Genomic DNA, 25809 nt, shown 5'->3' on the forward strand with positions numbered 1-25809 from the left:
ACAAAAGTAACGCTATTTTTGTGCTCATATCAGCGCTTTGAATTAGCGTTACCGACACGACTCTTTGCAAAGAAAATGGGGATCAATATGAAAAAGTCAGCAATTGCATTAGCGATAGCGCTTGGGACAGTGAGTTTTCACAGCGCCGCTGAAATCAGAATTAATGGTTTTGCTTCCATTATTGGTGGTCAAACGCTAGATAGTGACGACACACTATATGGCTATGACAATGATTTTGATATGGAAAACCGTAGCTTATTCGCCCTACAACTTTCCGCCGATCTACAAGAAAGTCTAACTGCCACAGCACAGATCGTGGGCCGTGGTCAGAATGACTTTGATGCCGAGTTTGAATGGGCATACTTAACCTATGCGATTTCAGATTCTTCACAGATAAGCGCAGGTAAAATGCGTATACCATTCTATCGCTATTCTGACTTTTTAGATGTGGGTTATGCATACCGTTGGGTTAAACCACCTCAATCTGTATATAACCTAAGCTTTAGCACCTATAATGGATTGAGCTATATCCACAACTCAACATTAGGCGAATGGGAAAGCACAGTACAGCTGGCTTTAGGTAGCGTAGATGACGACATTGTTGCTATCACCTACTCAGATGAAGCAGAGTTAAACAACACAGTCGGTATTAACTGGACACTGAGCAGAGATTGGTTTAGTGCACGTGCGGCCTACTTTGCTACCGAAGCGAGCATTAGCGCAGCTAATAGTCCTGAACTATCTGGATTGTTAGCGGGGTTGACTGGTTATGGACTAACTCAACAAGCGGATGACATCGCAGTCGACAAAGATGATGCTTACTTTGCCGCAATTGGTATTTCTATCGACTATAATGATATCTTGTTCGATGCAGAATACACTCAGTTCGACGTAGACAACAGCATACTTGCTAAACAGCAACAGTACTATGCATCTATCGGTTATCGGATTGATACGTGGACACTTCACCTAACCTACGAACACAATGAAGATAAGAATGAGAACGACGAGTTTAACTCTGTCCCACTCACCATCACCGCTCCAAATGGTGTAACCATTCCTGTCACGACCGATCCAACCAATCCAAATGCACCTTATTTAAGAACACTTGTTAATGGTGCGCTTGCAGGCGCTCGTGCAGAATCAGAAACGTGGAGTATTGGTGCTCGTTATGACTTCCATCCATCAGCTGCGTTCAAAATTGAACTAAACCAATTCAATAACACGCTAACAGATCAAAAAGTTGAGCTGTTGAGCTTCGGTATCGATTTAGTATTCTAATGGAGGCTAATATGATCAAAAAAATAATGACCTTAGGGCTACTGTTAGCCAGCCAGGCAACTTTAGCAGATGTTGCTGTTATCGTGAACTCAGCAAATGCATCTACTGTGGATGACGGTACTATCAAAAAGTTATTCCTTGGCAAAAGCAAATCATTTGCCGATGGTAGTAGTGCGACCCCTGTGAATCAGGATGGCAATGCTGTATTTGACGAATTTAACGACAAAGTGATTGGTAAATCGAGCTCTCAGCTAAATGCTCATTGGTCTAAATTAGTATTCACCGGAAAGGGAACACCTCCGAAGAAGCTAGATAGCGACCAAGCGGTAATCGATTTTGTTTCGAGCAATGCAGACGCAATTGGTTATATTGATGCAAGTAAAGTAACCAGTGCCGTCAAAGTGATAGGTAAATACTAATATTCCTTATCAAATAAAAACAGCCACTTAATGTGGCTGTTTTTATTTATCGTTTATGATTTCTCTTTGATAAAGTCCTAGACTCTAAATTTTGAGGTTGCATCTTTCAAGTTGTCGGACAATACATGGAGATTCTCTGCAACGTCTTGTACTTCATTCAACGCTTGCATTGTGTCTTGGAAAGACTGGTGCATAGATGTCACATTATTTACTACCATAGCCGCCACGGAAGTCTGCTCTTCCGTTGCCGCAGCAATTTGACCATTCATGCTATTAATTGACAGGATTTGTGCTGCTATCTGCTCAATCGACTGCCCGGTTTGTGCTGCAGCTTCAGCGTTATTAATTGCCATACTGCTTGCACTTGTCATTGCTTTCACCGCTTGATTTGCCGCTTCTGTTAGCACATTTAAAAGCTCTCTTATCTCGTTGGTCGACTTTGCTGTTCTTGAGGCTAATTCGCGGACTTCATCGGCAACCACCGCAAAACCTCGACCTTGCTCACCAGCACGAGCCGCCTCAATCGCAGCATTCAAGGCAAGTAAATTGGTTTGCTCAGCAATTGATGTGATCACATTTAAGATTTGCGTCACGTTCTGCGTATCATCAGCTAACTTATTGATCGTCTCTGCTGCATGATTAATTTCTTCACTTAATGCTTGTGACTCGTTAACTGACACCTGAATTTGGCGCTTACTCTGCTCAACTTCCTGTTCGGCCAGCTGCGCAGCATCAGACGCCTGTGACGCCGAGTGAGAGATATCACCCACACTTAACCGCATTTCTTCCATAGATTGACGTACCACTTCCGCGTCGTGCGTTTGTTGATTCGTTGCCCCTTCAGCTTTTTCCATCCCCTGAACAAGACGACTTGAGTCTTTCATCAAAGGCTCGACGACACTCATCACCTCGACAACCGCCCCTTTTAGTAACGCAACAAATTCATTGAAGTTTATGGATACTTGGCCAATTTCATCGTGAGAGCGTACATTGAGCGTGGTGGACAAGGAGCCTTGCCCTTGAGCTAATAGTTTCAGATTTTGCGCCGCATCCTTAGCTGAGTTACCAATACCTCTTGCAATCACAACCGCTAAGAAAACCAGCACAAGTAAAGAAATAACGGCCACAATCAACATTATCGTGAGCGCGTTTGCTGAGCGCTCTTCGGTATTTTGAAGTAATTCAACAAAACGATCATTCGCGTTCGTTTTAGCCTTGGTAAAATCTGCGACTAAGCCTTCGTAGATTTCAGTTTTCTTTTTGGCATCTTCTTGGATACGGGAAAAATCAGCTGTACCATCTATCATTCCTCCAGCAATTTGTTGCGCAATTTTGCCGTATTGTGCAAGTTCGTCGCTATTATCTGAGGGCATAAAGCCACTTTGTACCGACTCAATTTTTTGCAAGTTAGCCTGGATTTGCTGTTGATATTCTTTTGCTTTATCTAATAATTCAGCATCCCCGAAGGTTACAGCTTGAGTGAATAGTTCATCTAAATTCTGCAGCTTATTTGCGTTTTCTGTGGCGAGGTTAAGAATTTTATATGTCTGCTCCTCTAATTCATTTAAGGCCCTTTGGTTAGAACTAATAGCGTTGTAATTAACAAACACGATAACCACAAAAGCGACAACCGCAACGAGCGTAATTGCGTGGATCTTTTTGGTGATACTAAGATCAGCAAAAGCAGTACCTAGACTCATATATACACCTTTTGAAGTAAGACGAGTTCATTATCGACTGATTTATTATAAATTTTAACTAAATATAGAATATTTCCAGCTTTTTTGCCGCTTGAGGATGAAAATTTAAACAAATTATTCAATCTGGGAACATAGAAGTGTGAAAATAAAAAAATGCCGCTCAATGAGCGGCATCAATAACAACAAGTAATTAGTGGGTTGAGTAATTGATTAAAGTAAACCTAACTTTTTCAATTCGCGTGTCGCCATTTCGCTAGAAAGAGGAACATAACCGTCTTTCTCAACAATCTTTTGACCTTCTTTAGACAACACCATCTTCAAGAATTCAGCCTCGATAGGTGCTAATTCTTTATTAGGGTGCTTGTTCACATATAGGTATAGGAATCGAGACAGTGGGTATTTACCCTGTGCCACATTTTCTAATGTTGCATCAACGTAGTTCGTGCCTTTTTTCGCTAGTGGTACGGTACGTACGCCTGACGTTTTATAACCGATACCAGAGTAACCAATCGCATTCACTGAAGACGAGATAGACTGTACTACAGACGCAGAACCTGGCTGCTCATTAACATTATTGCGGAAGTCGCCTTTACACAGTGCTTTTTTCTTGAAGTAACCATAAGTACCAGATACTGAGTTACGACCATAAAGCTGAATATCTTTTGCAGCCCAATCACCCGTTAGACCAACATCACTCCAGCGATTTGCCTGTGCTGCCGAACCACATTTGCGTGTTGAAGAGAAGATTGAATCAACCTGTTCAATTGTTAAGCCTTCAATTGGGTTATCTTTGTGTACAAATACCGCCAGCGCATCAATTGCTACGCGGATTTCTGTTGGCTTATAACCATAACGCTTTTCAAAAGCTTCAATTTCTTTTGACTTCATCTTACGGCTCATTGGGCCGAAGTTTGCCGTTGCTTCCGTTAGTGCTGGTGGCGCAGTAGAAGAACCAGCAGCTTGGATTTGGATATTTACGTTAGGGTAAATTCTTTTATATTCTTCTGCCCAAAACGTCATCATGTTGGCAAGCGTATCAGAACCTACAGAAGAGAAGTTTCCTGAGATACCGCTGGTTTTATTATACTCTGGTAACTTTTCGTCTAAAGCAGATAGTTGAGTAGAAACTAATGTAGTAATAGCCACACCCATTGCGGCAACTAAGCTTTTAAATTTCATTGGGGTCACTCCAGTTGTTGGTCCCAGTTATTTTACGCAGCTCATTGTGCAGCGATAAAATGACAATAAAATTACTCTTAAATTACACTTTTATGACTTTCATCATTTGTCATAAAAATTCGCTTTTGTTTGGGGAAAGCAAACCAAAAACGAGAGCCTTCACCCACTTTGCTTTCAATATGTAAAGCTGAGTCATGGCGAGACAACACATGTTTAGTAATTGCTAAACCAAGACCCGAGCCACCTGTTTTTCGACTTCGTGCTTTATCCACACGGTAAAAACGTTCAGTTAGTCGGTTAATGTGTTCAGGCGCGATACCATCGCCATTATCGACAACACTAAACGTCGGCAAGTCGTTTTCTAAATACCAACGTACATGAATGTGCCCACCGGGTTTGGTGTAATGAATAGCATTAAAAATTAAATTTGAGTAAGCACTACGTAACTCATCCCCAGCCCCTTTGATATCCAAAGTCGGATCAATATCAAAAATGAGCTCATGGCCCTTCTCCTGATTAAGTGACTTCGCTTCGGTATGAATGAGATCAAGCATGGCGGGGATATTTACGGCTTTGTCATTGTCTTGCTTTCTCGCCCCTTCGATTCGAGACAAGGAAAGAAGTTGATTTACCAGACTATCCATCCGTTTACACTGATCTATCATAGTGCCATGTGCTTTAGCCCACATCGCAGGGGGTGGCATATTATCGCTATCCATCATCTCTAGGTAGCCAGCCATGACGGTTAGGGGCGTCCTTAGTTCATGAGATACGTTTGCGACAAAGTCTTTGCGCATCTGCTCTAATTGCTTTAGTCGGCTAACATCACGCGCCACTAGCATAAGCTGTTCGGCATAAGGCATTACTCGTATTTCCAACACTTGCTCATGTGCAAGCCCAGTCTCAAGCTCTAATGCTTCATCAAAGCGATGTTCATGCATGTACTTTACAAATTTAGGGTCTCGGATAAGGTTATCCAATCTTTGACCATGATCTGTAGGCCATTGCAAACCTAACACTTTCAAGGCTAATTGGTTACACCACACAATACTGAGATCTTGTTGCAGTACAACGACAGCGTCAGGGATAGCTTCAGCCCCCTCACGAAAGCGTCGGATCAGTTCAGCGAGTTCATTACGCTTTTTGCGATTACGTTGCTGAAGTTGATAGATCCCTTCAAACACTTGTTCCCAAGCGCCCTTACCTTCAGGTGGATTAAAACTACGTTGGTTGAGCAGCCAGTCGCTCAAACGATAGAGTTGTTTGTAATGCCAAACTAATAAGACGAAAGCACCGATGAAAAGAAACAGAAAAGGTGCACTGACTAAATAGCCAATTAAGGCTAGTGGTAGGAAATACAAAAACAGGCGTCTTGTTAACGCCTGTTTATCAATCACTCGATACATAGACTAAATCCATTTAGGAACCAAATAATTCAGTTCCTCTTGGAATACTAATTACAGTTTACTCGAAAAGCGGTAACCTGCACCACGTACGGTTTGCACTAAGCGATCGTGACCAAGCGGTGCGATAGCTTTACGTAAGCGACGAATATGAACGTCTACAGTGCGATCTTCAACGTACACGTTAGTACCCCATACGTGATCTAACAGCTGTTCACGGCTATAAACACGTTCAGGGTGTGTCATGAAGAAATGTAATAAACGAAACTCTGTTGGCCCCATATCTAACTCAGTGCCCGCAGATGTCACTCGGTGAGAAATAGGGTCTAAACGTAATCCGTGAACTTCTATCGCTTCTTCTAGCGACGTCGGCGAAACTCGGCGCATTACCGCTTTGATACGAGCCATTAGCTCTTTGGGAGAGAAAGGCTTTGTCACATAATCATCCGCACCAACCTCTAATCCTTTAACTTTGTCTTCCTCTTCACCTCTTGCCGTTAGCATGATGATTGGGATCTGACGGGTATATTCACTTTGCTTAAACTTTTTAGCAATTTGAATACCACTGCCTCCTGGCAGCATCCAGTCTAGTAGCACCATATCTGGATAAGGCTCTACCATAGCAGCAACTGCTGAATCATAGTCTTCCGCTTCAATTGCTTGAAAACCATTTTGCTCTAGTACGAACACCAACATTTCTCTGATAGGTGCTTCATCATCAACTACAAGTACTTTACGTGACATTCCCAATGTTCTCTCGTTACCGACGTTGTTGATGTCATTATTATGACTAACTGTGACATTTTTATGAAAGTGTAACGTGTAAACGCAAAACAAGCCAAAAAAATCTCTTTTTTGGCTACAAAGGGAATACCTTATTTATTTATAATCAACTGATTTTCATGGTGCTTTATACTAAAACGTTGGTTTCAAAATAGTGTTTTCGAAATATGGACTAAGACCTCCAAGCTATACTTCAAAAGCGACGCTGCAATTCACAACCAGCACGCCTTTTGTAAGTAGCCTTACGCCTTGTAAATTAGAAGTCATATCTCAATGTGACTGCCATCGTGTTGTGATCTTCGTTGTTATCCAAAGAAAATTTAGAATACCAAAGATACATACGAGCTTGTTTACTTAAACTTTTTTCCACACCTACTGAGGCTGCATTGCCAGAGTCTTTCAGCTTACCTGCAGCCCCATCCGAATCTTGATACTGGGCAAGTAAGGTATATGACTCAATCTGGTAAGCAGCGCTCACCATAAAACTGTCTATTTCCTCATCGCTATCTATCGCTTCATTCTGTTGATACATACCACCGAGTTTAAAGTCCCCCAGCTTTCCTTGTACCGTCACGCGATTAATGTCTTGTCCCGCCACTTTATTATCATGGGCAACAGCAACATATACATTGGTTTTCTTGAGTTTGCTATCACCGTAACTTGCCGACAAAGATAAGCCATCTTCACCGTTTTGTTTGCTGTTGTCGTCGGCAATATAACTCACTGTAAACTGCAAATGATTAATAGCCGGAGTTGTATATTGCACGGTGTCACCAAGGCGATTTTCACCAACAAAGAACGAATTAATATCACCCGAAAAGTCATTCATTAAGTCCACTTTGCCTTGCGACTTTTTCATCGGTGTATCATCACGGCCGATCAGGAGCTGACCATAGCTACCTTTAACCCCAAGATACTGAGAGCGTGCTGTAAGATTATCACCTGACTTACCATCTTTGTCTTGATCCGTGATCTCAACTTGGAATTCATATTTATAAAAAATCTCAAGTCCTTCTTGCAGCTTTGCAGCTCCCTTTAATCCCATGCGAGAGTTATAACTTTCAATTGAAGTATCGCTGTCACCATCATTATCAGAATTCTGTACACCGACATGAGCTCTACCGTATAGAGATACAGCTTCGTTTGCATAACTACAAACACTCATAGAGCAAAGGCTTAGAGCAACAAATGGTAGGTATTTCATTTTCATCTTTGATCACCTTGGATAGTATTTGGGCGCAGTACAACAAGGTTTGAGATTCTGAAGCCAGACAGAGAGGAGGTAGCGAACAGATCTCGTATTTTTAAAGTTAGACACTTTTAGCTGGAGATCAAGAAACTGACTCCGGGATCAGTATTTTATTAACTGCTGGGGATCATCCACGGTCAGGATCAGATTTTTACTAACAAGATCGTCCCCAAGATCATTTTCTTACTAACCTCTTACTACTTCACGCTCGATCAAGTTGGTATAAAAATGATCTAAGCGAAGCTAACTTATTGATCTGAGGTTTTGAAATATATCCACTTAGTCAAACAATGATCTTTGTTAGTAAAGATCTGATCCCTATTTACTTCGCTAGTAAAATGGCGATCCAAGTGTATTTTCACCTTGCAAGCCCTATTGAACATTGGCTTCCAATCAAGGATCAGATACAAAAAAAGCCTCTATTTCAGAGGCTTTTTGAAGTATCAAAGTGCGATGCACAATTTTACTTAGTCAAATTTTGATCCGGTAAGTTATTTCACTTTAGGATCTAACTCACCTGTTAGATATCTCAAGTGCATATCATCAAGTGAAATTGGCTTGATCTTAGCCGCTTGACCAGCTGTACCGAACGCTTCGTAGCGCGCAATACAGATCTCAGTCATCGCTTTCGTCGCTTCAGCTAAGAATTTGCGTGGATCGAAATTGCTTGGGTTTTGCGCAAGGTGGCGACGAATAGCACCTGTTGATGCTAAACGTAAATCGGTATCGATATTAACTTTACGAACACCGAATTTAATACCTTCAACAATTTGCTCAACCGGTACACCGTAAGTCTCAGGGATTTCACCACCAAACTCATTGATGATTGCTAACCAGTCCTGCGGAACTGAAGACGAACCATGCATTACTAAGTGAGTATCAGGAATACGAGCGTGGATTTCTTTGATACGGTTAATTGCTAAAATATCGCCCGTTGGTGGACGAGTAAATTTATAAGCACCGTGTGATGTTCCACATGCAATAGCAAGCGCATCTACATTGGTTTTCTTGACGAAGTCTGCAGCTTCTTCCGGATCTGTCAGTAGCTGATCTTCTGTTAATTTACCTTCAGCGCCAATACCGTCTTCTTCACCAGCTTCACCAGTTTCAAGAGAACCAAGTACACCTAGTTCACCCTCAACAGACACGCCACACGCGTGCGCCATTTCAACGGTACGGCGAGTAACGTCCACATTATACTCGTAGCTTGAAGGCGTTTTACCGTCTTCCATTAGAGAGCCGTCCATCATGACTGATGAGAAACCAAGTTGAATAGAACGCTGACATACAGCAGGTGAAGTACCATGATCTTGGTGCATTACAACTGGAATATGAGGCCATTCTTCTACAGCCGCTAAAATCATGTGGCGGATAAATGGTGCACCAGCATATTTGCGTGCACCAGCAGAACCTTGCACGATAACCGGACTATTTGTCTTGTCCGCAGCTTCCATGATCGCACGCATTTGCTCTTGGTTATTCACGTTAAATGCCGGAACGCCATAACCATGCTCAGCTGCATGATCGAGAAGTTGACGCATACTGATTAAAGCCATATTGCTTTTCTCCAATTGTTGATAGCCACCGCTATCGGTTTGAACGGATAATATGTTTACACCAGCCAACGCTGATGAAGTTAACCACTTTATTTGTTGGCTAACCAGACGCTACGCGTCGTCAAGCAAACATCAAGTATGTGAGAGAGCGATGTTTACCTGATATTAAGAGGCAGCCTAGCGCTACCTCAATCAATTTTAGTCTCTAGCTCGCTGCTCAAGCATAGCGACCGCAGGAAGCGTTTTACCTTCTAAGAATTCAAGGAAAGCACCACCACCTGTAGAAATATAAGAGATATCTTGCTCAACGCCATACTTATCGATAGCAGCTAACGTATCGCCACCACCAGCAATTGAGAATGCTGACGACTTAGCGATGGCATTGGCAATCGCCTCAGTACCATTACCAAATTGATCAAATTCGAATACGCCCACAGGGCCATTCCAAACCACAGTGCCAGCACTCGCAATGATCTCAGCAAGCTGAGTTGCAGTATCAGGACCGATGTCGAAGATCATGTCTTCGTCTGAAACTTCGCTTACATCTTTAATAGTAGCAACTGCAGATTCTGAAAACTCATTACCTACAACCACATCAGTCGGAACAGGAATATCGCCGTCATTCGCTCTGGCAGCAGCCACTAGCTTGTTCGCTTCAGGGATCAAATCCGCTTCATACAACGACTTACCAACAGGGTTACCCGCTGCAGCTATGAAAGTATTCGCGATACCGCCACCAGTCACGAGTTGATCAACAACCTTAGACAATGAATCAAGCACGGTTAGTTTGGTTGATACTTTAGAGCCGCCAACGATGGCCACCAAAGGACGAGCTGGATTATCTAGTGCTTTGCCAAGCGCGTCGAGTTCAGCTGCAAGCAATGGACCTGCACAAGCTACCTCAGCGTACAAGCCAACACCATGTGTTGAAGCCTGTGCGCGGTGCGCAGTACCAAAGGCATCCATCACGTAGACATCACAAAGCGCTGCTAGTTTTTTCGCAAGTACTTCATCATCTTTCTTCTCGCCAACGTTAAAACGCACGTTTTCGAATACGATAACTTCATTGTCTTGTACATCCACGCCGTCAAGATAGTCAGTCACTAAACGTACATCTTGAGATAACGCATCATTAAGATAATCCACAACCGGCTGCATAGAGTATTGTGCATCATACTCACCCTCGGTTGGACGACCAAGGTGAGACATCACCATCACTTTAGCGCCTTTTTCTAGTGCTAATTTGATACTAGGTAGTGCAGCACGGATCCGCGCGTCCGACGCGACTTTGCCATCTTTAATTGGCACATTTAGGTCTTCGCGGATCAACACACGCTTGCCGTTTAAATCTAAATCCGCCATCTTAATGACTGACATTGGACATCTCCTTAAAGAACGATACATTTTGTTATCTACAAGGCAGCAATCGTTTGCCACCTCGGTTTAAATTATTGTTTTAATTTTGTGCAGACAATTTGATTATAACAGCGTCTGAAACAAATGATTAGCCACGCATCATCACGCAAGCGGTATCAAGCATACGATTAGCAAAACCCCACTCGTTATCACACCAAACTAGCAGCTTAACTAAGCGCTTGTGACTCACTCGAGTTTGCGTACCATCGATAATACAAGAATGTGGATCGTGATTAAAATCAACCGACACTAACGGCTCTTCAGTATAGCTCAGCACCCCTTCTAAACGACCACCAGCGGCCTGTTTTAGAACCGAGTTTACCGCATCAATTGTGACATTTTCATTGAGCGTAACGCTCAGATCCATCGCCGTAACATTGATTGTTGGCACCCGTACCGCGATCGCCTCAAAACGACCTTGGAACTTAGGTAAAATACGTTCAATACCGCGAGCAAGCTTAGTATCAACAGGAATGATCGATTGGCTTGCCGCACGCGTACGACGCAAATCACTGTGATAAGCATCAATCACTTGTTGATCATGCATAGAGGCGTGAATAGTAGTAATAGCACCGGACTCAACACCAAACTTATCGTCTAGCACTTTAATTACCGGAACAATACAGTTTGTTGTACATGAGCCGTTAGACACAATGGTGTGCTCAGGTAACAGTATCTCTTCGTTGATACCGAAGATCACTGTCGCATCAACATCAGCATCCGCGGGATGTGAAAACAGTACTTTCTTCGCCCCTGCCTGAATATGCGCAAGTGCGTGCTGACGAGAATGATAGACGCCAGTGCAATCGAGCACCACATCAACATTCAGCGCACGCCAAGGCAGGTGACTTGGATCCGGCTCTGAAAATAGCTGGATCTTATCCTCAGCTACTTCCAAAAAAGATTCTGTTAATGAAACTGGAAAAGCAAAACGCCCATGTGAGGTATCGTATTTTAGAAGATGCGCGATCCCTTTAGGATCCGCCAACTCATTGATGGCTACAATTTGTATTTCGTGGTGACGACCTGACTCATAGAGTGCTCTTACGATATTACGCCCTATTCGACCAAAGCCATTAATTGCAAGCTTGATTGTCATTAAATTGAAAATCCATGAAGTCGCAAGTACGAAAGTTCCCCTTCGTTTTGATGGCGCTATTGTAATCGACCTGAGTGAAATGTGTAAGGGGCTAGGGCAATTTTTTAACTCAAGTTAAATCCGCAATTTTACATTTACCACCAGCACAAATGGCCTGAGATTGCGCCAACAGTAGCTCCGCTGTCGCTAAAGCATCACTAAGCGCATCATGCAATTGATGAGGAGGTAAACCATAACGCATTCTACAAGCGTTTAGTGTTAATGCATCCTGCGCCAACGGATAGCCTTGCTTTAACACGCGACGCTTATCTATCTGCATGGTATCTAACAGCAAGGCAGGTCTTACGTTTAGCTCAAAGCGCTGAAATGCCGCCTTAAGAAACGCCCAATCCATCTGTACGTTGTGACATACTAACACTTTACCGTGGAGCGCGCGCTGAAGCGCCAGCAACAAAGTTTGTAAGGACTCACCTTCGGCCAATCGACTACTATCAATACCGTGGAAAACTGGACTTTGTGCAAGCGTTCGCACTTCACTGTTCAAGTGATACTGCGCATCTTTCACTTGGATCCGCATATTTTTAATTGGCAACCAACCAGCCGACACAATTTCATGGCGCTTAGGGTCAAGCCCGGTGAGTTCAAGGTCTAGCACCACCAACTCGGCTTGCGCAAACGGCAGATGTTTATAGCGCCACTTAGCAACTGAGTGAGAAAACCAGTTCATTGCTTATAAACTCCCTCGAGCAAACTTAAACGCACTCGCCTGCTGTGCTTGTTTTACTAAATAAAATGCTTCTTTGAGCTGATGGCGTTCAAGAGAAGAGAGGTTTTCTGGGTTTATACAGTTTCCTGGTAATCCTTCACGGTTGATTTGGGTCTTTAACCGCAACTGTGTTAAGAATCGCCAACAGTCTTTTAGATTGTCGATATCCGACTTAGCAAGCAATGGGCTTTTAGTCAGTGCCTCTAGGCGCTCTAAAGTGTTAGCTCTTGCAACTCCAACCTTTAGCGCATACAACCTAACCACATCATTGATAATGGCAACCCCACGCTTTTTCAGATCTAAATACTTATGTTTGCTCTTGTCTTTTTCCAGCTTAAATTGTTGAAAGATCCCGATCGGTACCGAATTTGCGTTGATGTCTGTCGCCATTGCCGCATAAAACAGCTCGTTTCGACTGATCTGATCCAAAGATTGGCGAAGAGTTGCATAGAGATCGCTGGCGCCATCAATAAAACGCATATCAAAGTAGATCTTGCAATTAAGCATCGCTTTTGGTGTAGGAGACAAGATCCACTTGCTAAATTTGGCGGTCCACTGGGCAACTGTGCCACGGCAATCGGCATTACTGGCCATGATATTTCCTGGGCAAGATTGAATGCCGCACTCGTTGAGTTGCTCACAGACAAACGCGCCTAAAGCAGCAAAGTAACGACGATCGTTTTCGCTGATATTGTCTGGTAGCAACAAACCATTGTCTTGATCTGAATGTAAGGTCTGCTCTTCTCGTGTCTGAGAGCCAAAACAGATCCACGCAAAGCGACATGGCGCGGCACCGTGCTGCTGTTGATATAAATAGATTAATCTTGATGTTAGCGCATCAGTGAGGCCACTTAGTAGCTTGCCAATCAGTGAAATATCTTCAATATGATAGGAAAATTGACGCAATAGATCCGGGATCTCCTGAGCGCAGTTTTTGATAGCCAGAAGATTTTGTGCTTTATAGATCCTGCCAATAAGTTGTACCGGATCACTTTTTTGCTGTCTCAGCAGATCGGTGCTGGTCAGCATGCCCAGTGGTTTATATGCTTCATTTAACACTGGCAAATGATGAATATTGTGCTTAAGCATTAAATGCAGGGCCGAAAACACACGATTGTTTTCAAAGATATGCTTTGGCTTTTCCGTCATGATCTCAGCAAGTGGAGCGCTAGGATCTTTGTCTTGCGCTAGAACTCGATTACGCAGATCTCTATCCGTCACAACGCCAACCAAGCGCGCTTGCTCCGTGACCATAATTGATGAAACACGATGCAGGCTCATCAATTTGGCAGCTTCACGAATACTTGCTGTCGGCGCGATAGTAACCGCGTCTTTAGTCATTAGCTCAGATATTTTCCGTTCTGACCAAGTTTCGCTTTGCTGTTTATAACGAGAAGAAAGTAGTCGGTTAGCGTGTGCTCTAACAAAGTATTGCTCAAAAGGTTTGTATTCTCGGCGCAAAAAATCAAAGTTCTGCTCATTGAGAATGTAAACCAAGCCATCTTTTTGAACTTCGATGCGATTTTGAATGGCATCACCGGTTAATAAAGAAGGATAACCAAAGTAGTCTCCCTCACTCATACGACCAATGACTTCGTCTTTAGCAGAGATCAGATCAACCACACCAGAGCGCAGCAAATATAGATTTGGCTTGCCATCTTGAAGCCAATCTTGTTGATTCGCCTGGCTAAGGTAAACAATTTCGATGTGTTTTGAAAAGTAGCTGGCAGCCGCTTCGGGTAATTCAGAAAACGGGGCTTGTTTATAAACAAACTGAAAGACATCTTGAATTTCTGGCGTCATACCTAACTGTCCTTTTAATCGTCTACAATTTTGCACTATCAAAAACAAATTTGCCCAGCACGCTGGCTGGGCAAATTCGATTAGTATTGCTTAGTGTGCGTGAGCAGCGCTAGATCCTTTAGGGTTACGGATCCCATCAACCATCACTTTAACTTCTTCAGGTGTATCCGCGGTTACCTTCATAACCAGTGCAGCTACAACGAAGTTCACTAGCATACCTACAATACCGATCCCTTCAGGAGAAATCCCAAACAACCAGTTTGCAGGAGCATTTAGCTCAGGGCTGACAAACTTAAAGTAAATAATATAAGCCGCAGTGAAACCAATACCCGTTACCATGCCGGCAATCGCACCTTCTTTATTCATTCGCTTAGAGAATATCCCCATGATAATTGCAGGGAAGAAACTCGCCGCAGCCAACCCGAAGGCAAATGCAACCACCGAGGCAACAAACCCAGGTGGGTTTATACCAAAGTACGCCGAGATTGCGATAGCGACCATCGCTGCTAAGCGTGCCACCAGCAATTCTTGTTTATCGTTGATATCCGGCTTAATGGTACGCTTCAACAAATCATGTGATACCGATGTTGAAATAACCAGTAGCAAACCAGCGGTTGTCGATAGCGCTGCTGCAATACCACCCGCAGCGACCAATGCAATCACCCACGCAGGCAGATTCGCAATATCTGGATTCGCCAATACCATAATATCGCGGTCAATCTTCACTTCGTTTGCACTTGCAGGATCATCAATCTTGCCTGCAGAGTACTGCATTTTGCCGTCACCATTCTTATCATTGAATATGATAAGGCCCGTTCTTTCCCAGTTTTTCACCCACTGTGGTGCTTCTTCATATACCGTGCCACTACCATCTTTACCGTTAATCGTGTCGATCATATTCACACGAGCGAATGACGCAACAGCAGGTGCAGTTGTATATACGATAGCGATAAACACTAAGGTCCAAGCGGCTGAAATACGAGTGTCTTTTACTCTAGGAACGGTGAAGAAGCGAACGATTACATGAGGCAGACCAGCAGTACCAACCATAAGTGCAGCGGTAATAGCGAACACATCAACCATACTCTTAGAGCCTTCAGTGTACTGCGCAAAGCCGAGTTCGGTACTGAGTCCATCTAGCTTGTCGAGTAGATAGGTGCCCGAGCCATCAACCAACGTTGCACCAAAACCGGTTTGTGGTAGTAAATGGCCCGTCATCATCAGTGAGATGAAAATAGCAGGAACTAAGTAAGCAAAGACAAGTACACAATATTGAGCGACCTGTGTATAAGTGATCCCCTTCATACCACCAAGTACCGCGTAGAAGAATACAATCACCATTCCGATGTAAACGCCCGTTTCGATATCCACTTCGAGGAAACGAGAAAACACCACACCAACACCACGCATTTGGCCAGCAATATAGGTAAAACAGATGAAGATAGCACACAGGATCGCAACCACACGTGCAACCTGAGAATAGTAACGATCACCGATAAAATCTGGTACCGTGAACTTACCAAATTTACGCAAATAAGGTGCTAAACACAGGGCAAGTAATACATAACCGCCGGTCCACCCCATAAGGTAAACACCGCCGTCGTAACCAGCGAAGGAAATAATCCCCGCCATTGAAATAAAGGACGCTGCACTCATCCAATCTGCAGCAGTTGCCATACCGTTTGCAACAGGAGGCACACCGCCGCCAGCAACATAGAATTCATTCGTGGACCCAGCTCTCGCCCAGATAGCGATACCGATATAAAGCGCAAAACTAAGGCCGACGATAATAAAAGTTAAAATTTGAACATCCATCGATTAGCTCCTCACTCATCCACGCCGTATTTTTTATCTAACGCATTCATTTTTGAAACGTAGACAAAAATTAACGCAACAAAAGTATAAATTGCGCCTTGCTGAGAAAACCAAAATCCGAGTTTAAATCCAAAAAAACGAACTTCGTTGAGCACATCAACTAACAGGATGCCGAATCCAAATGAGACGACAAACCAAATAGTGAGTAGCTTAAACATCAAGGCGAGATTTTCTGACCAATATGCTTTCGCTTGTTCTTCACTTTTAAAAGCCATTTTAAATCTCCTATCACCCGCTCCAACATGGAGCAAGTTGTGTTAATAGACCTTAATGAGAGTAGCAACGGCTTGGTAAGTTGAAATTGAGACCTTAGTCGTAACGGCAAATTAACGTTTACGTAAACTGCAGATACGTGATATTCATTAGAATTAAAAAGTCTTTATAAACAAAAAGATAAGTCAAAACAGGTTGGATGAAGATGTATTTTCAATGAGTGGATACGACAGTAAGACATTAGTCTAACTTGAATGGTGAATGAACGTCTTTACTCACCAAACAAAACCCTAACACTTTGATTTTAAATAAGATATAAATCTCAAATAAAATTATAGAGTAAACTAGACTATGGGTGCCATTTGTTTGCTAAAGTATGACGATATTAATACCAAAAACTATAACAAACATTATGACTGCCATTTTACTCCTTGTTGCCGCTGCTTATATTGGTGTACTTTTTTGGCTCGCCAACTGGGGAGATAAAACCACCCCCCGCGCACTTAAAATTAGTCATCATCCGTTTGTTTATGCCTTTTCCTTAGGGATTTATTGTACTTCTTGGACTTATTACGGCTCGGTAGGTACTGCGGCCACCAGTAGCTGGCATTACTTCCCTATTCTCTTGGGGCCCATTTTACTGTTTTTGTTCGGTCAGGGTTTTTTACGCAAACTCATATTGGTTAGTAAAAAACAGAATATCACCACCATTGCCGACTTCATTTCAGCACGATACGGTAAACGCCAAACTACGGCCGTCATGGTAACTATGATAGCCCTATTGGCAACCATTCCATATATTGCGCTCCAGCTCAAAGCCTTGAGTAGTAGCTTTTTGTTATTACAGCAGGATGAGCAAGTGTCTGGCACTGCGCTCGCATTAGCTGGTACCTTGATCATGGCATTATTTGCGATTTTCTTTGGCACTAGAAAGGTAGATGTGACTGAGTATCGCTCAGGGTTGATGTTAGCTGTTGCTTTTGAATCTATCGTTAAGCTACTCGCACTCGGTATTGTTGCCGTGCTTGCATGGCAATCTTTAGCTCAAGTTCCAGACTCATTTGATGCATTGAGCGAACATTGGCAATCTTTTGACTTTTTTAACTTCAACTTCGTTGGACAAACGCTTATGGCAGCGGCTGCCATCGTCTGTTTGCCCCGACAATTTCATGTAGTAGTAGTAGATAACCACAATACTTCACACTTAAAAACCGCACGCTGGGCATTTACGCTTTACCTGTTATTGATAGCTGCCATGATCATTCCAATCGCTACCGCCGCTATCCACCCCGACATTGGCTATGGAGCTGCACCGGACAGTTTCGTACTCGCTTTACCTATCATGATGGAGCATCCGATCCTCGCTACATTTGTATTTATCGGCGGTTTATCAGCGGCAACGGCCATGATAGTCGTTGCGACTCTCACACTTAGCACCATGTTATCAAACGATGTGGTATTGCCTTTGTTGTTCAAGCGTAAATTTAAGAAGAACATTCTAAACAGCAGTTTTAAAAGTCAAATACTCTTAGTCCGACGCTTTGTTATTGCCGCAATCTTATTACTTTCATATATGTACCAGCAATGGTTTGGTCATGGTGAAGCACTCGCGAATATGGGCTTAGTCGCCTTCTCATTAGTGACTCAGCTATTGCCTGCGATTGTCGGTGGACTTTATTGGCGTAAAGGTCATGCGTATGGCGTGTATGCGGGGCTCATCGCAGGTTTTATCTGCTGGATGCTATTTCTTATGTTTCCAATCCTGGAAGCCGGTGGATTACTTGATTATGAAATGCGCCAGACCCTTATCACCCGAGGAACTTTACTCGCACTGCTCGCCAACATTAGTTGCTATATTAGCTTTTCTATCGGTGCACAGGAGCGCCTAATCGACCGTATTCAGGCCGCAGCATTCGTAAACCCTAAAGATCAGGCTGCTCTCTCTAAACGCTTGAATAAACAAGTTCGCGCTACCGTGTATGACTTTAAAGTGCTGCTACAAACCTTCTTGGGGGTTCAGCGCAGTCAGCAACTGCTTGGACATTATGCTCAAAATAATATTTTAGAAGATAATGACGCATACCCAGCCCCTGAATTTATCTCATTCTGCGAGCGCGCACTCACGGGGGTGCTCGGTGCTTCATCTGCCCAAGCTCTGATCCGTACCGTGTCATCGGGTCGCCAAATGGCATTTGAAGAGGTGGTTAACTTTTTTGATGAAACCACACAAGCACTACAGTTCAACCAAAACCTACTTTATACCTCATTAGAAAATCTAAGCCATGGGATTTCGGTTGTTGATAAAGATCTAAAACTGGTTGCATGGAACAGGCGTTATCACGAGATGTTCGCCTACCCAGACGGCTTCTTAGAAGTAGGACAACCGATAGAGGAAGTGATCCGCTTTAACGCCGAGCGCGGTGAGTGCGGTCCTGGAGAAATTGATAAACACGTCGATAAACGAGTTCAACATCTAAAAAATGGCACCCCTCACCACTTTATTCGCCACCGTCGTAATGGCCAAGTATTTGAGATGACGGGAAACCCGCTGCCTGAAGGCGGGTTTGTGACGAGTTTTTCAGATATCACCACGCATATTGCGACGCAAAACGCACTGGAAGAAATCAATATGGATCTAGAGAACCGTATTGAAGCCAGAACCCAAGAGATCCGCACCATTAATATGGATCTTAAAGCGGAAATAGCCAATCGTCACGAAACAGAGCAGGCGTTAATGGCCGCTAAAAAAGAAGCAGAACAAGCGAATGAGAGTAAAACCCGCTTCTTAGCACTTGCCAGTCATGATATTTTGCAGCCACTCAATGCCGCACGCCTATACTTAGCAGCGATTGATACCCACAATTTAATAAGTAAAGATCAGGGTAACTTTGAAAAACTCACCGATAGCCTAGACTCTACCGTACATCTGATGAGTGCGCTTTTAGATATTGCAAAACTAGAGCAAGGTGCAATGAAGCCCACCCCTAGGCACTTCAACATTGACGATATCTTACTACCACTGGCAAATGAGTATGCCATCATTTCAAAAGAGAAAGGTCTCGAACTTAAGGTGAGAAGCTCCCACAGTATTGTGCACAGCGACACCACTTACCTACGCCGGATCATTCAAAATCTGGTTTCCAATGCCGTTAAATATACCGACAGTGGCAAAGTGCTCATCGCCTGTCGACGCCGTAAACATAGTTTGAGGCTTGAAGTATGGGATACCGGTCCTGGTATTTCAAACCATGAGCAAAATAAGATATTTAACGATTTTTATCGTATTCAAGCGGGTGATAATAAAGGTATTGGGCTTGGGCTTGGTGTTGTAAAACGTCTATGCGATCTTTTATCCATCACAATTTCAGTGAATTCAGTTGTCAATCAAGGTAGCCGCTTTGCCATAGACATACCCTATGGCAATGTGGATTTACTCCAGGTAAAAGAAGATATTAGCCAGAAACCGCAAAGTAAAACTCAACTTAATGTCATCGCGGTTGATGATGACCCGAAAAATCTAGAAGCCATGGCGAGCTTGCTAGATAAATGGCATTGCCACTATCAGCTGTTTTACAAAGTAGAAGACGCGCTTGCTTACGCAAAACACAATCCCGCACCTGATGTTATTTTAATGGATTACCAACTTAACGATAACTGTGATGGGATCTCTTTGATCAAATCGCTGCGCACCGTGTGGCAAGATACGGTTCCAGCTATTTTAATCACCGCCGTGAGGGATGAAGAAGTAAAAGTCGCCGCTAAGAGTGAGCAGATCCATTACCTGTCTAAGCCAGTAAAACCGGCAAAACTCAAAGCTCTGCTCAACCATAGGCGATGAGCACACAGACAGCTGTTGAATACGATAGCAATCGCAAAGTTTTTTGTCGGTAAGCATTTATCTCACTGCCAATTCGCAGTATTCTGAAAGTTCGCTTAGACGAATTGGAATGAGGAAATGAGTTACATACTAACAACAGAGTGTAAAGATGACATAGGACTGATCGCGAAGATCACTAGCCTTTGTCATGAGCACGACCTAAACATCACGCGCAATAATGAGTTTGTAGATAAAGAAGGACAGCGCTTCTTTATGCGTACAGAGCTCACAGGCACACCCAGTGATAACTTTCTGGCACAACTTCGTCAGTCATTACCAACTGGCGCCAAGTTAAACCTATACGGGCAAGAACGAACAAAAGTAGTGCTACTTGCGACGAAAGAAGCGCACTGCTTAGGCGGTGTGTTGCTTAAACAATACGAACAAGCATTCAATATTGAAGTACAAGCAGTTATCGCAAACTATGATACGTTGGAGCCCCTTGTTAAAGGCTTTGGTATTCCTTTTCATCTAGTATCACATGAAGGGCTGAGTAGAGCTGAACACGACAGTGCAATGGCCGATTTAATCGAACAATATGATCCTGATATTGTTGGCTTGGCAAAGTATATGCGGATCTTAACACCGGAATTTGTCTCACGCTTTGACGGAAAAATTATCAATATTCACCACTCATTCTTGCCTGCCTTTATCGGTGCAAAACCTTACCATCAGGCATTTGAACGTGGCGTGAAAATTATTGGCGCTACCGCTCACTTTGTTAATGATGAATTAGATGAAGGACCTATTATTGCCCAAAATGTCACACAAGTTAGCCATGCTCAAAATGCTGAAGAGATGGCAAAAATCGGTAGAGACATTGAAAAAACAGTATTTTGTAACGCGTTACAATTAGCCTGCGAGCATAAGCTTTTCATTAACGGCAATAAAACTGTCGTCTTTTCATAATCAAGTTCAGAACCGCAGTTTAGCAACTTAGGAAATGAACAGCATGGATGCGTGAAGAAGAGAGACTCCCACAGTACTGTGTATCTGATGGTGGGAGCGATTTCACCTCGTGAGGTTTCTATATCCCAAACAATATAAAACCCGTCGCATTGCTGCAACGGGTTTTGTTATACATGGGTGTTCCATACTATTTTTAGGTCGAAATTTTCATTGCAAACCATCGGCGGGTAAACCACCCCCTACCATACTGCCCTTTGCTGATACTGTGGTAGGAGCGAGTTTACCTCGAGAGGTTTTAATTGGCTTGCGAGGTTTCCTATACCCCAAACAGCAAAAAACCCGTCGCATTGCTGCAACGGGTTTCTCTTATTTGGCCCTGGCGATGTTCTACTTTCACATGGGTAATCCACACTATCATCGACGCTGTTTTGTTTCACTTCTGAGTTCGGCATGGGGTCAGGTGGGTCCAAAACGCTATAGTCACCAGGAAATTCTGTTCATCAATGAAGTCTCCCTCATCAATGTAAATCCGGAAAAAGCTATTAAATTCTTTTGTCTACTTTAGTCTATTAACTTCTGTCACTTAAACCACTTTGGCGTTGTATGGTTAAGCCTCACGGGTAATTAGTACGAGTTAGCTTAATGCCTCACAGCACTTCCACATCTCGCCTATCAACGTTGTAGTCTTCAACGGCCCTTCAGTTGACTCTAAGTCAAAGTGAGAACTCATCTCGAGGCCTGCTTCCCGCTTAGATGCTTTCAGCGGTTATCAGTTCCGAACGTAGCTACCGGGCAATGCAATTGGCATCACAACCCGAACACCAGCGGTTCGTCCACTCCGGTCCTCTCGTACTAGGAGCAGCCCCTCTCAATTCTCAAACGCCCACGGCAGATAGGGACCGAACTGTCTCACGACGTTCTAAACCCAGCTCGCGTACCACTTTAAATGGCGAACAGCCATACCCTTGGGACCGACTTCAGCCCCAGGATGTGATGAGCCGACATCGAGGTGCCAAACACCGCCGTCGATATGAACTCTTGGGCGGTATCAGCCTGTTATCCCCGGAGTACCTTTTATCCGTTGAGCGATGGCCCTTCCATTCAGAACCACCGGATCACTATGACCTACTTTCGTACCTGCTCGACGTGTCTGTCTCGCAGTTAAGCTTGCTTCTACCATTACACTAACCGTACGATGTCCGACCGTACTTAGCAAACCTTCGTGCTCCTCCGTTACTCTTTGGGAGGAGACCGCCCCAGTCAAACTACCCACCAGGCACTGTCCTCAACCCCGATTCAGGGGCCTAAGTTAGAACATCAACACTACAAGGGTGGTATTTCAAGGTCGGCTCCACAGAAACTAGCGTCTCTGCTTCAAAGCCTCCCACCTATCCTACACATGTAGGGTCAATGTTCAGTGCCAAGCTGTAGTAAAGGTTCACGGGGTCTTTCCGTCTAGCCGCGGGTACACAGCATCTTCACTGCGATTTCAATTTCACTGAGTCTCGGGTGGAGACAGCGTGGCCATGGTTACACCATTCGTGCAGGTCGGAACTTACCCGACAAGGAATTTCGCTACCTTAGGACCGTTATAGTTACGGCCGCCGTTTACCGGGGCTTCGATCAAGAGCTTCGCCTAAGCTAACCCCATCAATTAACCTTCCGGCACCGGGCAGGTGTCACACCGTATACGTCATCTTACGATTTTGCACAGTGCTGTGTTTTTAATAAACAGTCCCAGCCACCTGGTCACTGCGGCTCTCGTTTGCTTACAGAGCAAGTCCTTCACAAACAAGAGCGTACCTTCTCCCGAAGTTACGGTACAATTTTGCCTAGTTCCTTCACCCGAGTTCTCTCAAGCGCCTTAGTATTCTCTACCTGACCACCTGTGTCGGTTTAGGGTACGATTCAGTATGAACTGAAGCTTAGAGGCTTTTCCTGGAAGTAGGGCATCAACAACTTCACCACCTTAGTGGCTCGTCTCGACTCTCAGCCTTGGCAACCCGGATTTTCCTAAGTCACCAGCCTACAGCCTTTCACATGGACAACCAACGCCATGCTTGCCTAGCCTGCTCCGTCCCCCCATCGCATTCATACCGAGTACGGGAATATTAACCCGTTTCCCATCGACTACGCTCTTCAGCCTCGCCTTAGGGGTCGACTCACCCTACCCTGATTAACATGGGATAGGAACCCTTGGTCTTCCGGCGGAGGAGTTTTTCACTCCTCTTGTCGTTACTCATGTCAGCATTCGCACTTCTGATATGTCCAGCATGCCTCCCGGCACACCTTCAGCCACTTACAGAACGCTCCCCTACCCCGCGAACTAAGTTCGCAGCCGTAGCTTCGGTGGTATGTTTAGCCCCGTTACATCTTCCGCGCAGGCCGACTCGACTAGTGAGCTATTACGCTTTCTTTAAAGGGTGGCTGCTTCTAAGCCAACCTCCTAGCTGTTTTAGCCTTCCCACATCGTTTCCCACTTAACATACACTTTGGGACCTTAGCTGACGGTCTGGGTTGTTTCCCTCTCCACGACGGACGTTAGCACCCGCCGTGTGTCTCCCGGATATTACTTTACGGTATTCGGAGTTTGCAAAGGGTTGGTAAGTCGGGATGACCCCCTAGCCTTAACAGTGCTCTACCCCCGTAAGTATTCGTCCGAGGCTCTACCTAAATAGATTTCGGGGAGAACCAGCTATCTCCCGGTTTGATTAGCCTTTCACTCCTAGCCACAGGTCATCCCCTAACTTTTCAACGTTAGTGGGTTCGGTCCTCCAGTTGATGTTACTCAACCTTCAACCTGCCCATGGCTAGATCACCGGGTTTCGGGTCTATACCCTGCAACTTAAGCGCCCAGTTAAGACTCGCTTTCGCTACGGCTCCCCTAAATGGTTAACCTCGCTACAGAATATAAGTCGCTGACCCATTATACAAAAGGTACGCAGTCACCCAACAAGTAGGCTCCTACTGCTTGTACGTACACGGTTTCAGGTTCTATTTCACTCCCCTCACAGGGGTTCTTTTCGCCTTTCCCTCACGGTACTGGTTCACTATCGGTCAGTTGGGAGTATTTAGCCTTGGAGGATGGTCCCCCCATATTCAGTCAAAGTTTCACGTGCTCCGACCTACTCGATTTCACTTTAGATAAGTTTTTGTGTACGGGACTATCACCCTGTTTCGTCATGCTTTCCAGCATGTTCCACTAACTACACTAAAGCTTAAGGGCTGGTCCGATTTCGCTCGCCGCTACTTTCGGAATCTCGGTTGATTTCTTTTCCTACGGGTACTTAGATGTTTCAGTTCTCCGCGTTCGCCTCGTTAACCTATGTATTCAGTTAACGATACCTGCAAGCAGGTGGGTTTCCCCATTCGGAAATCCTAGTCTCAAGCGCCTCTTACTGGCTTGACTAGGCTTATCGCAAGTTAGTACGTCCTTCATCGCCTCCAACTGCCAAGGCATCCACCGTGTACGCTTAGTCACTTAACCATACAACCCAAAGTGCTCTTACTCGGTCTTTCAAGTTTATACTGCTTTATCAGATAAATTTACTTGGTCACATAACACGTTATGCTCCCGTCGATAAATTTCTCTGCGGCATTGTCTAAACTCGAAATCCACGTCGTAATAGAAAAAGGTCAGCTACTGCTTTATTTTTCTATGACACATTGCGTTGTCAATCAAAGACTGATTTAACTTCGCCAGAAGTTAATATTGAATACTAAAGTAGACGCTAATTAATCATTAAAACGATTAATCGGCATTTTCTTTCGAAAACTCGATAAATAACTTTACGTTATCTATCAGAATTTAATTTTTCAGCTTTTCCAAATTTTTAAAGAGCAAGAGAATAACTTCTCAGAGTTAAAAACTCTCAGTTACTTGAACCTGAGCAAGAGTGTTTATCTATAAGAAGGAGTAGTAAAGTGGTGGAGCTAAGCAGGATCGAACTGCTGACCTTATCCGTTGAGCGATGGCCCTTCCATTCAGAACCACCGGATCACTATGACCTACTTTCGTACCTGCTCGACGTGTCTGTCTCGCAGTTAAGCTTGCTTCTACCATTACACTAACCGTACGATGTCCGACCGTACTTAGCAAACCTTCGTGCTCCTCCGTTACTCTTTGGGAGGAGACCGCCCCAGTCAAACTACCCACCAGGCACTGTCCTCAACCCCGATTCAGGGGCCTAAGTTAGAACATCAACACTACAAGGGTGGTATTTCAAGGTCGGCTCCACAGAAACTAGCGTCTCTGCTTCAAAGCCTCCCACCTATCCTACA

The 25809-nt window shown here is 44.1% G+C and carries 16 protein-coding genes, 2 rRNA genes and 1 other annotated feature (1 of these 19 only partly in view); of the genes, 4 read left to right on the top strand and 14 right to left on the bottom strand.

Annotation, left to right across the window (positions count from 1 at the left end; genetic code table 11):
- Positions 1-87 precede the first annotated feature (87 nt).
- Positions 88-1281, top strand: a complete 1194-nt coding sequence (locus PPIS_RS11745; protein ID WP_010378770.1) for a porin — start codon at positions 88-90, stop codon at positions 1279-1281.
- Positions 1282-1292: 11 nt separating this feature from the next.
- Positions 1293-1700 carry a type 2 periplasmic-binding domain-containing protein gene (locus PPIS_RS11750; RefSeq protein WP_010378767.1) on the top strand — a complete coding sequence of 136 codons (408 nt, stop codon included), beginning with the start codon at positions 1293-1295 and terminating at the stop codon, positions 1698-1700.
- Between the two features lie 77 nt (positions 1701-1777).
- On the opposite strand, the gene PPIS_RS11755 is transcribed toward PPIS_RS11750, so the two are convergent.
- The 12 genes from PPIS_RS11755 to PPIS_RS11815 form a co-directional block, all read right to left on the bottom strand.
- Positions 1778-3400 (bottom strand): methyl-accepting chemotaxis protein, encoded by a 1623-nt coding sequence (locus tag PPIS_RS11755; protein ID WP_010378764.1) that lies wholly within the window; start codon positions 3398-3400, stop codon positions 1778-1780.
- 210 nt (positions 3401-3610) lie between these two features.
- Complete coding sequence (locus tag PPIS_RS11760; protein ID WP_010378762.1) at positions 3611-4579, bottom strand: PstS family phosphate ABC transporter substrate-binding protein; 969 nt, start codon at positions 4577-4579, stop codon at positions 3611-3613.
- 77 nt (positions 4580-4656) lie between these two features.
- Positions 4657-5985, bottom strand: a complete 1329-nt coding sequence (gene phoR, locus PPIS_RS11765; protein WP_010378759.1) for a phosphate regulon sensor histidine kinase PhoR — start codon at positions 5983-5985, stop codon at positions 4657-4659.
- 51 nt (positions 5986-6036) lie between these two features.
- A complete protein-coding gene (gene phoB / locus PPIS_RS11770; RefSeq protein WP_010378755.1) occupies positions 6037-6726 on the bottom strand; it encodes a phosphate regulon transcriptional regulator PhoB in 690 nt (229 codons plus the stop codon).
- 295 nt (positions 6727-7021) lie between these two features.
- Positions 7022-7975, bottom strand: coding sequence for a porin (locus PPIS_RS11775; protein WP_010378752.1), 954 nt, complete (start codon positions 7973-7975; stop codon positions 7022-7024).
- A gap of 530 nt (positions 7976-8505) precedes the next feature.
- Positions 8506-9570, bottom strand: coding sequence for a class II fructose-bisphosphate aldolase (gene fba, locus PPIS_RS11785; protein WP_010378749.1), 1065 nt, complete (start codon positions 9568-9570; stop codon positions 8506-8508).
- A gap of 198 nt (positions 9571-9768) precedes the next feature.
- Positions 9769-10947: a phosphoglycerate kinase gene (locus PPIS_RS11790; RefSeq protein WP_010378747.1), complete on the bottom strand. Its 1179-nt coding sequence runs from the start codon at positions 10945-10947 to the stop codon at positions 9769-9771.
- 127 nt (positions 10948-11074) lie between these two features.
- Positions 11075-12085, bottom strand: a complete 1011-nt coding sequence (gene epd / locus PPIS_RS11795) for an erythrose-4-phosphate dehydrogenase (protein ID WP_010378745.1) — start codon at positions 12083-12085, stop codon at positions 11075-11077.
- A 109-nt stretch (positions 12086-12194) separates the two neighbouring features.
- On the bottom strand, positions 12195-12812 hold the full coding sequence (locus tag PPIS_RS11800) for a 3'-5' exonuclease (RefSeq protein ID WP_010378743.1): 618 nt from the start codon (positions 12810-12812) through the stop codon (positions 12195-12197).
- 3 nt (positions 12813-12815) lie between these two features.
- A complete protein-coding gene (locus PPIS_RS11805; protein ID WP_010378741.1) occupies positions 12816-14654 on the bottom strand; it encodes a DUF294 nucleotidyltransferase-like domain-containing protein in 1839 nt (612 codons plus the stop codon).
- A 90-nt stretch (positions 14655-14744) separates the two neighbouring features.
- Positions 14745-16469, bottom strand: coding sequence for a sodium:solute symporter family protein (locus PPIS_RS11810; RefSeq protein ID WP_010378738.1), 1725 nt, complete (start codon positions 16467-16469; stop codon positions 14745-14747).
- An 11-nt stretch (positions 16470-16480) separates the two neighbouring features.
- Positions 16481-16744 carry a DUF4212 domain-containing protein gene (locus PPIS_RS11815; RefSeq protein ID WP_010378736.1) on the bottom strand — a complete coding sequence of 88 codons (264 nt, stop codon included), beginning with the start codon at positions 16742-16744 and terminating at the stop codon, positions 16481-16483.
- Between the two features lie 410 nt (positions 16745-17154).
- Here PPIS_RS11815 and PPIS_RS11820 point away from each other — a divergent pair, with 410 nt between their 5' ends.
- Together PPIS_RS11820 and purU are read left to right on the top strand one after the other, a co-directional pair.
- Positions 17155-20580, top strand: a complete 3426-nt coding sequence (locus PPIS_RS11820) for a PAS domain-containing hybrid sensor histidine kinase/response regulator (protein WP_010378734.1) — start codon at positions 17155-17157, stop codon at positions 20578-20580.
- Between the two features lie 117 nt (positions 20581-20697).
- Entirely contained in the window at positions 20698-21528 is an 831-nt protein-coding gene (gene purU / locus PPIS_RS11825; RefSeq protein ID WP_010378732.1) for a formyltetrahydrofolate deformylase, read from the top strand.
- A 374-nt stretch (positions 21529-21902) separates the two neighbouring features.
- Here purU and rrf read toward each other — a convergent pair.
- Both rrf and PPIS_RS11835 read right to left on the bottom strand, forming a co-directional pair.
- A 5S ribosomal RNA gene (gene rrf / locus PPIS_RS11830) occupies positions 21903-22016 on the bottom strand.
- A 115-nt stretch (positions 22017-22131) separates the two neighbouring features.
- Positions 22132-25015: ribosomal RNA gene (locus PPIS_RS11835) — 23S ribosomal RNA — on the bottom strand.
- A 467-nt stretch (positions 25016-25482) separates the two neighbouring features.
- Positions 25483-25809: a sequence feature (23S ribosomal RNA rRNA prediction is too short), on the bottom strand; it runs 40 nt beyond the window's last position.

It is taken from the genome of Pseudoalteromonas piscicida, assembly GCF_000238315.3.
In the GTDB taxonomy this organism is placed as follows: Bacteria; Pseudomonadota; Gammaproteobacteria; order Enterobacterales; family Alteromonadaceae; genus Pseudoalteromonas; species Pseudoalteromonas piscicida.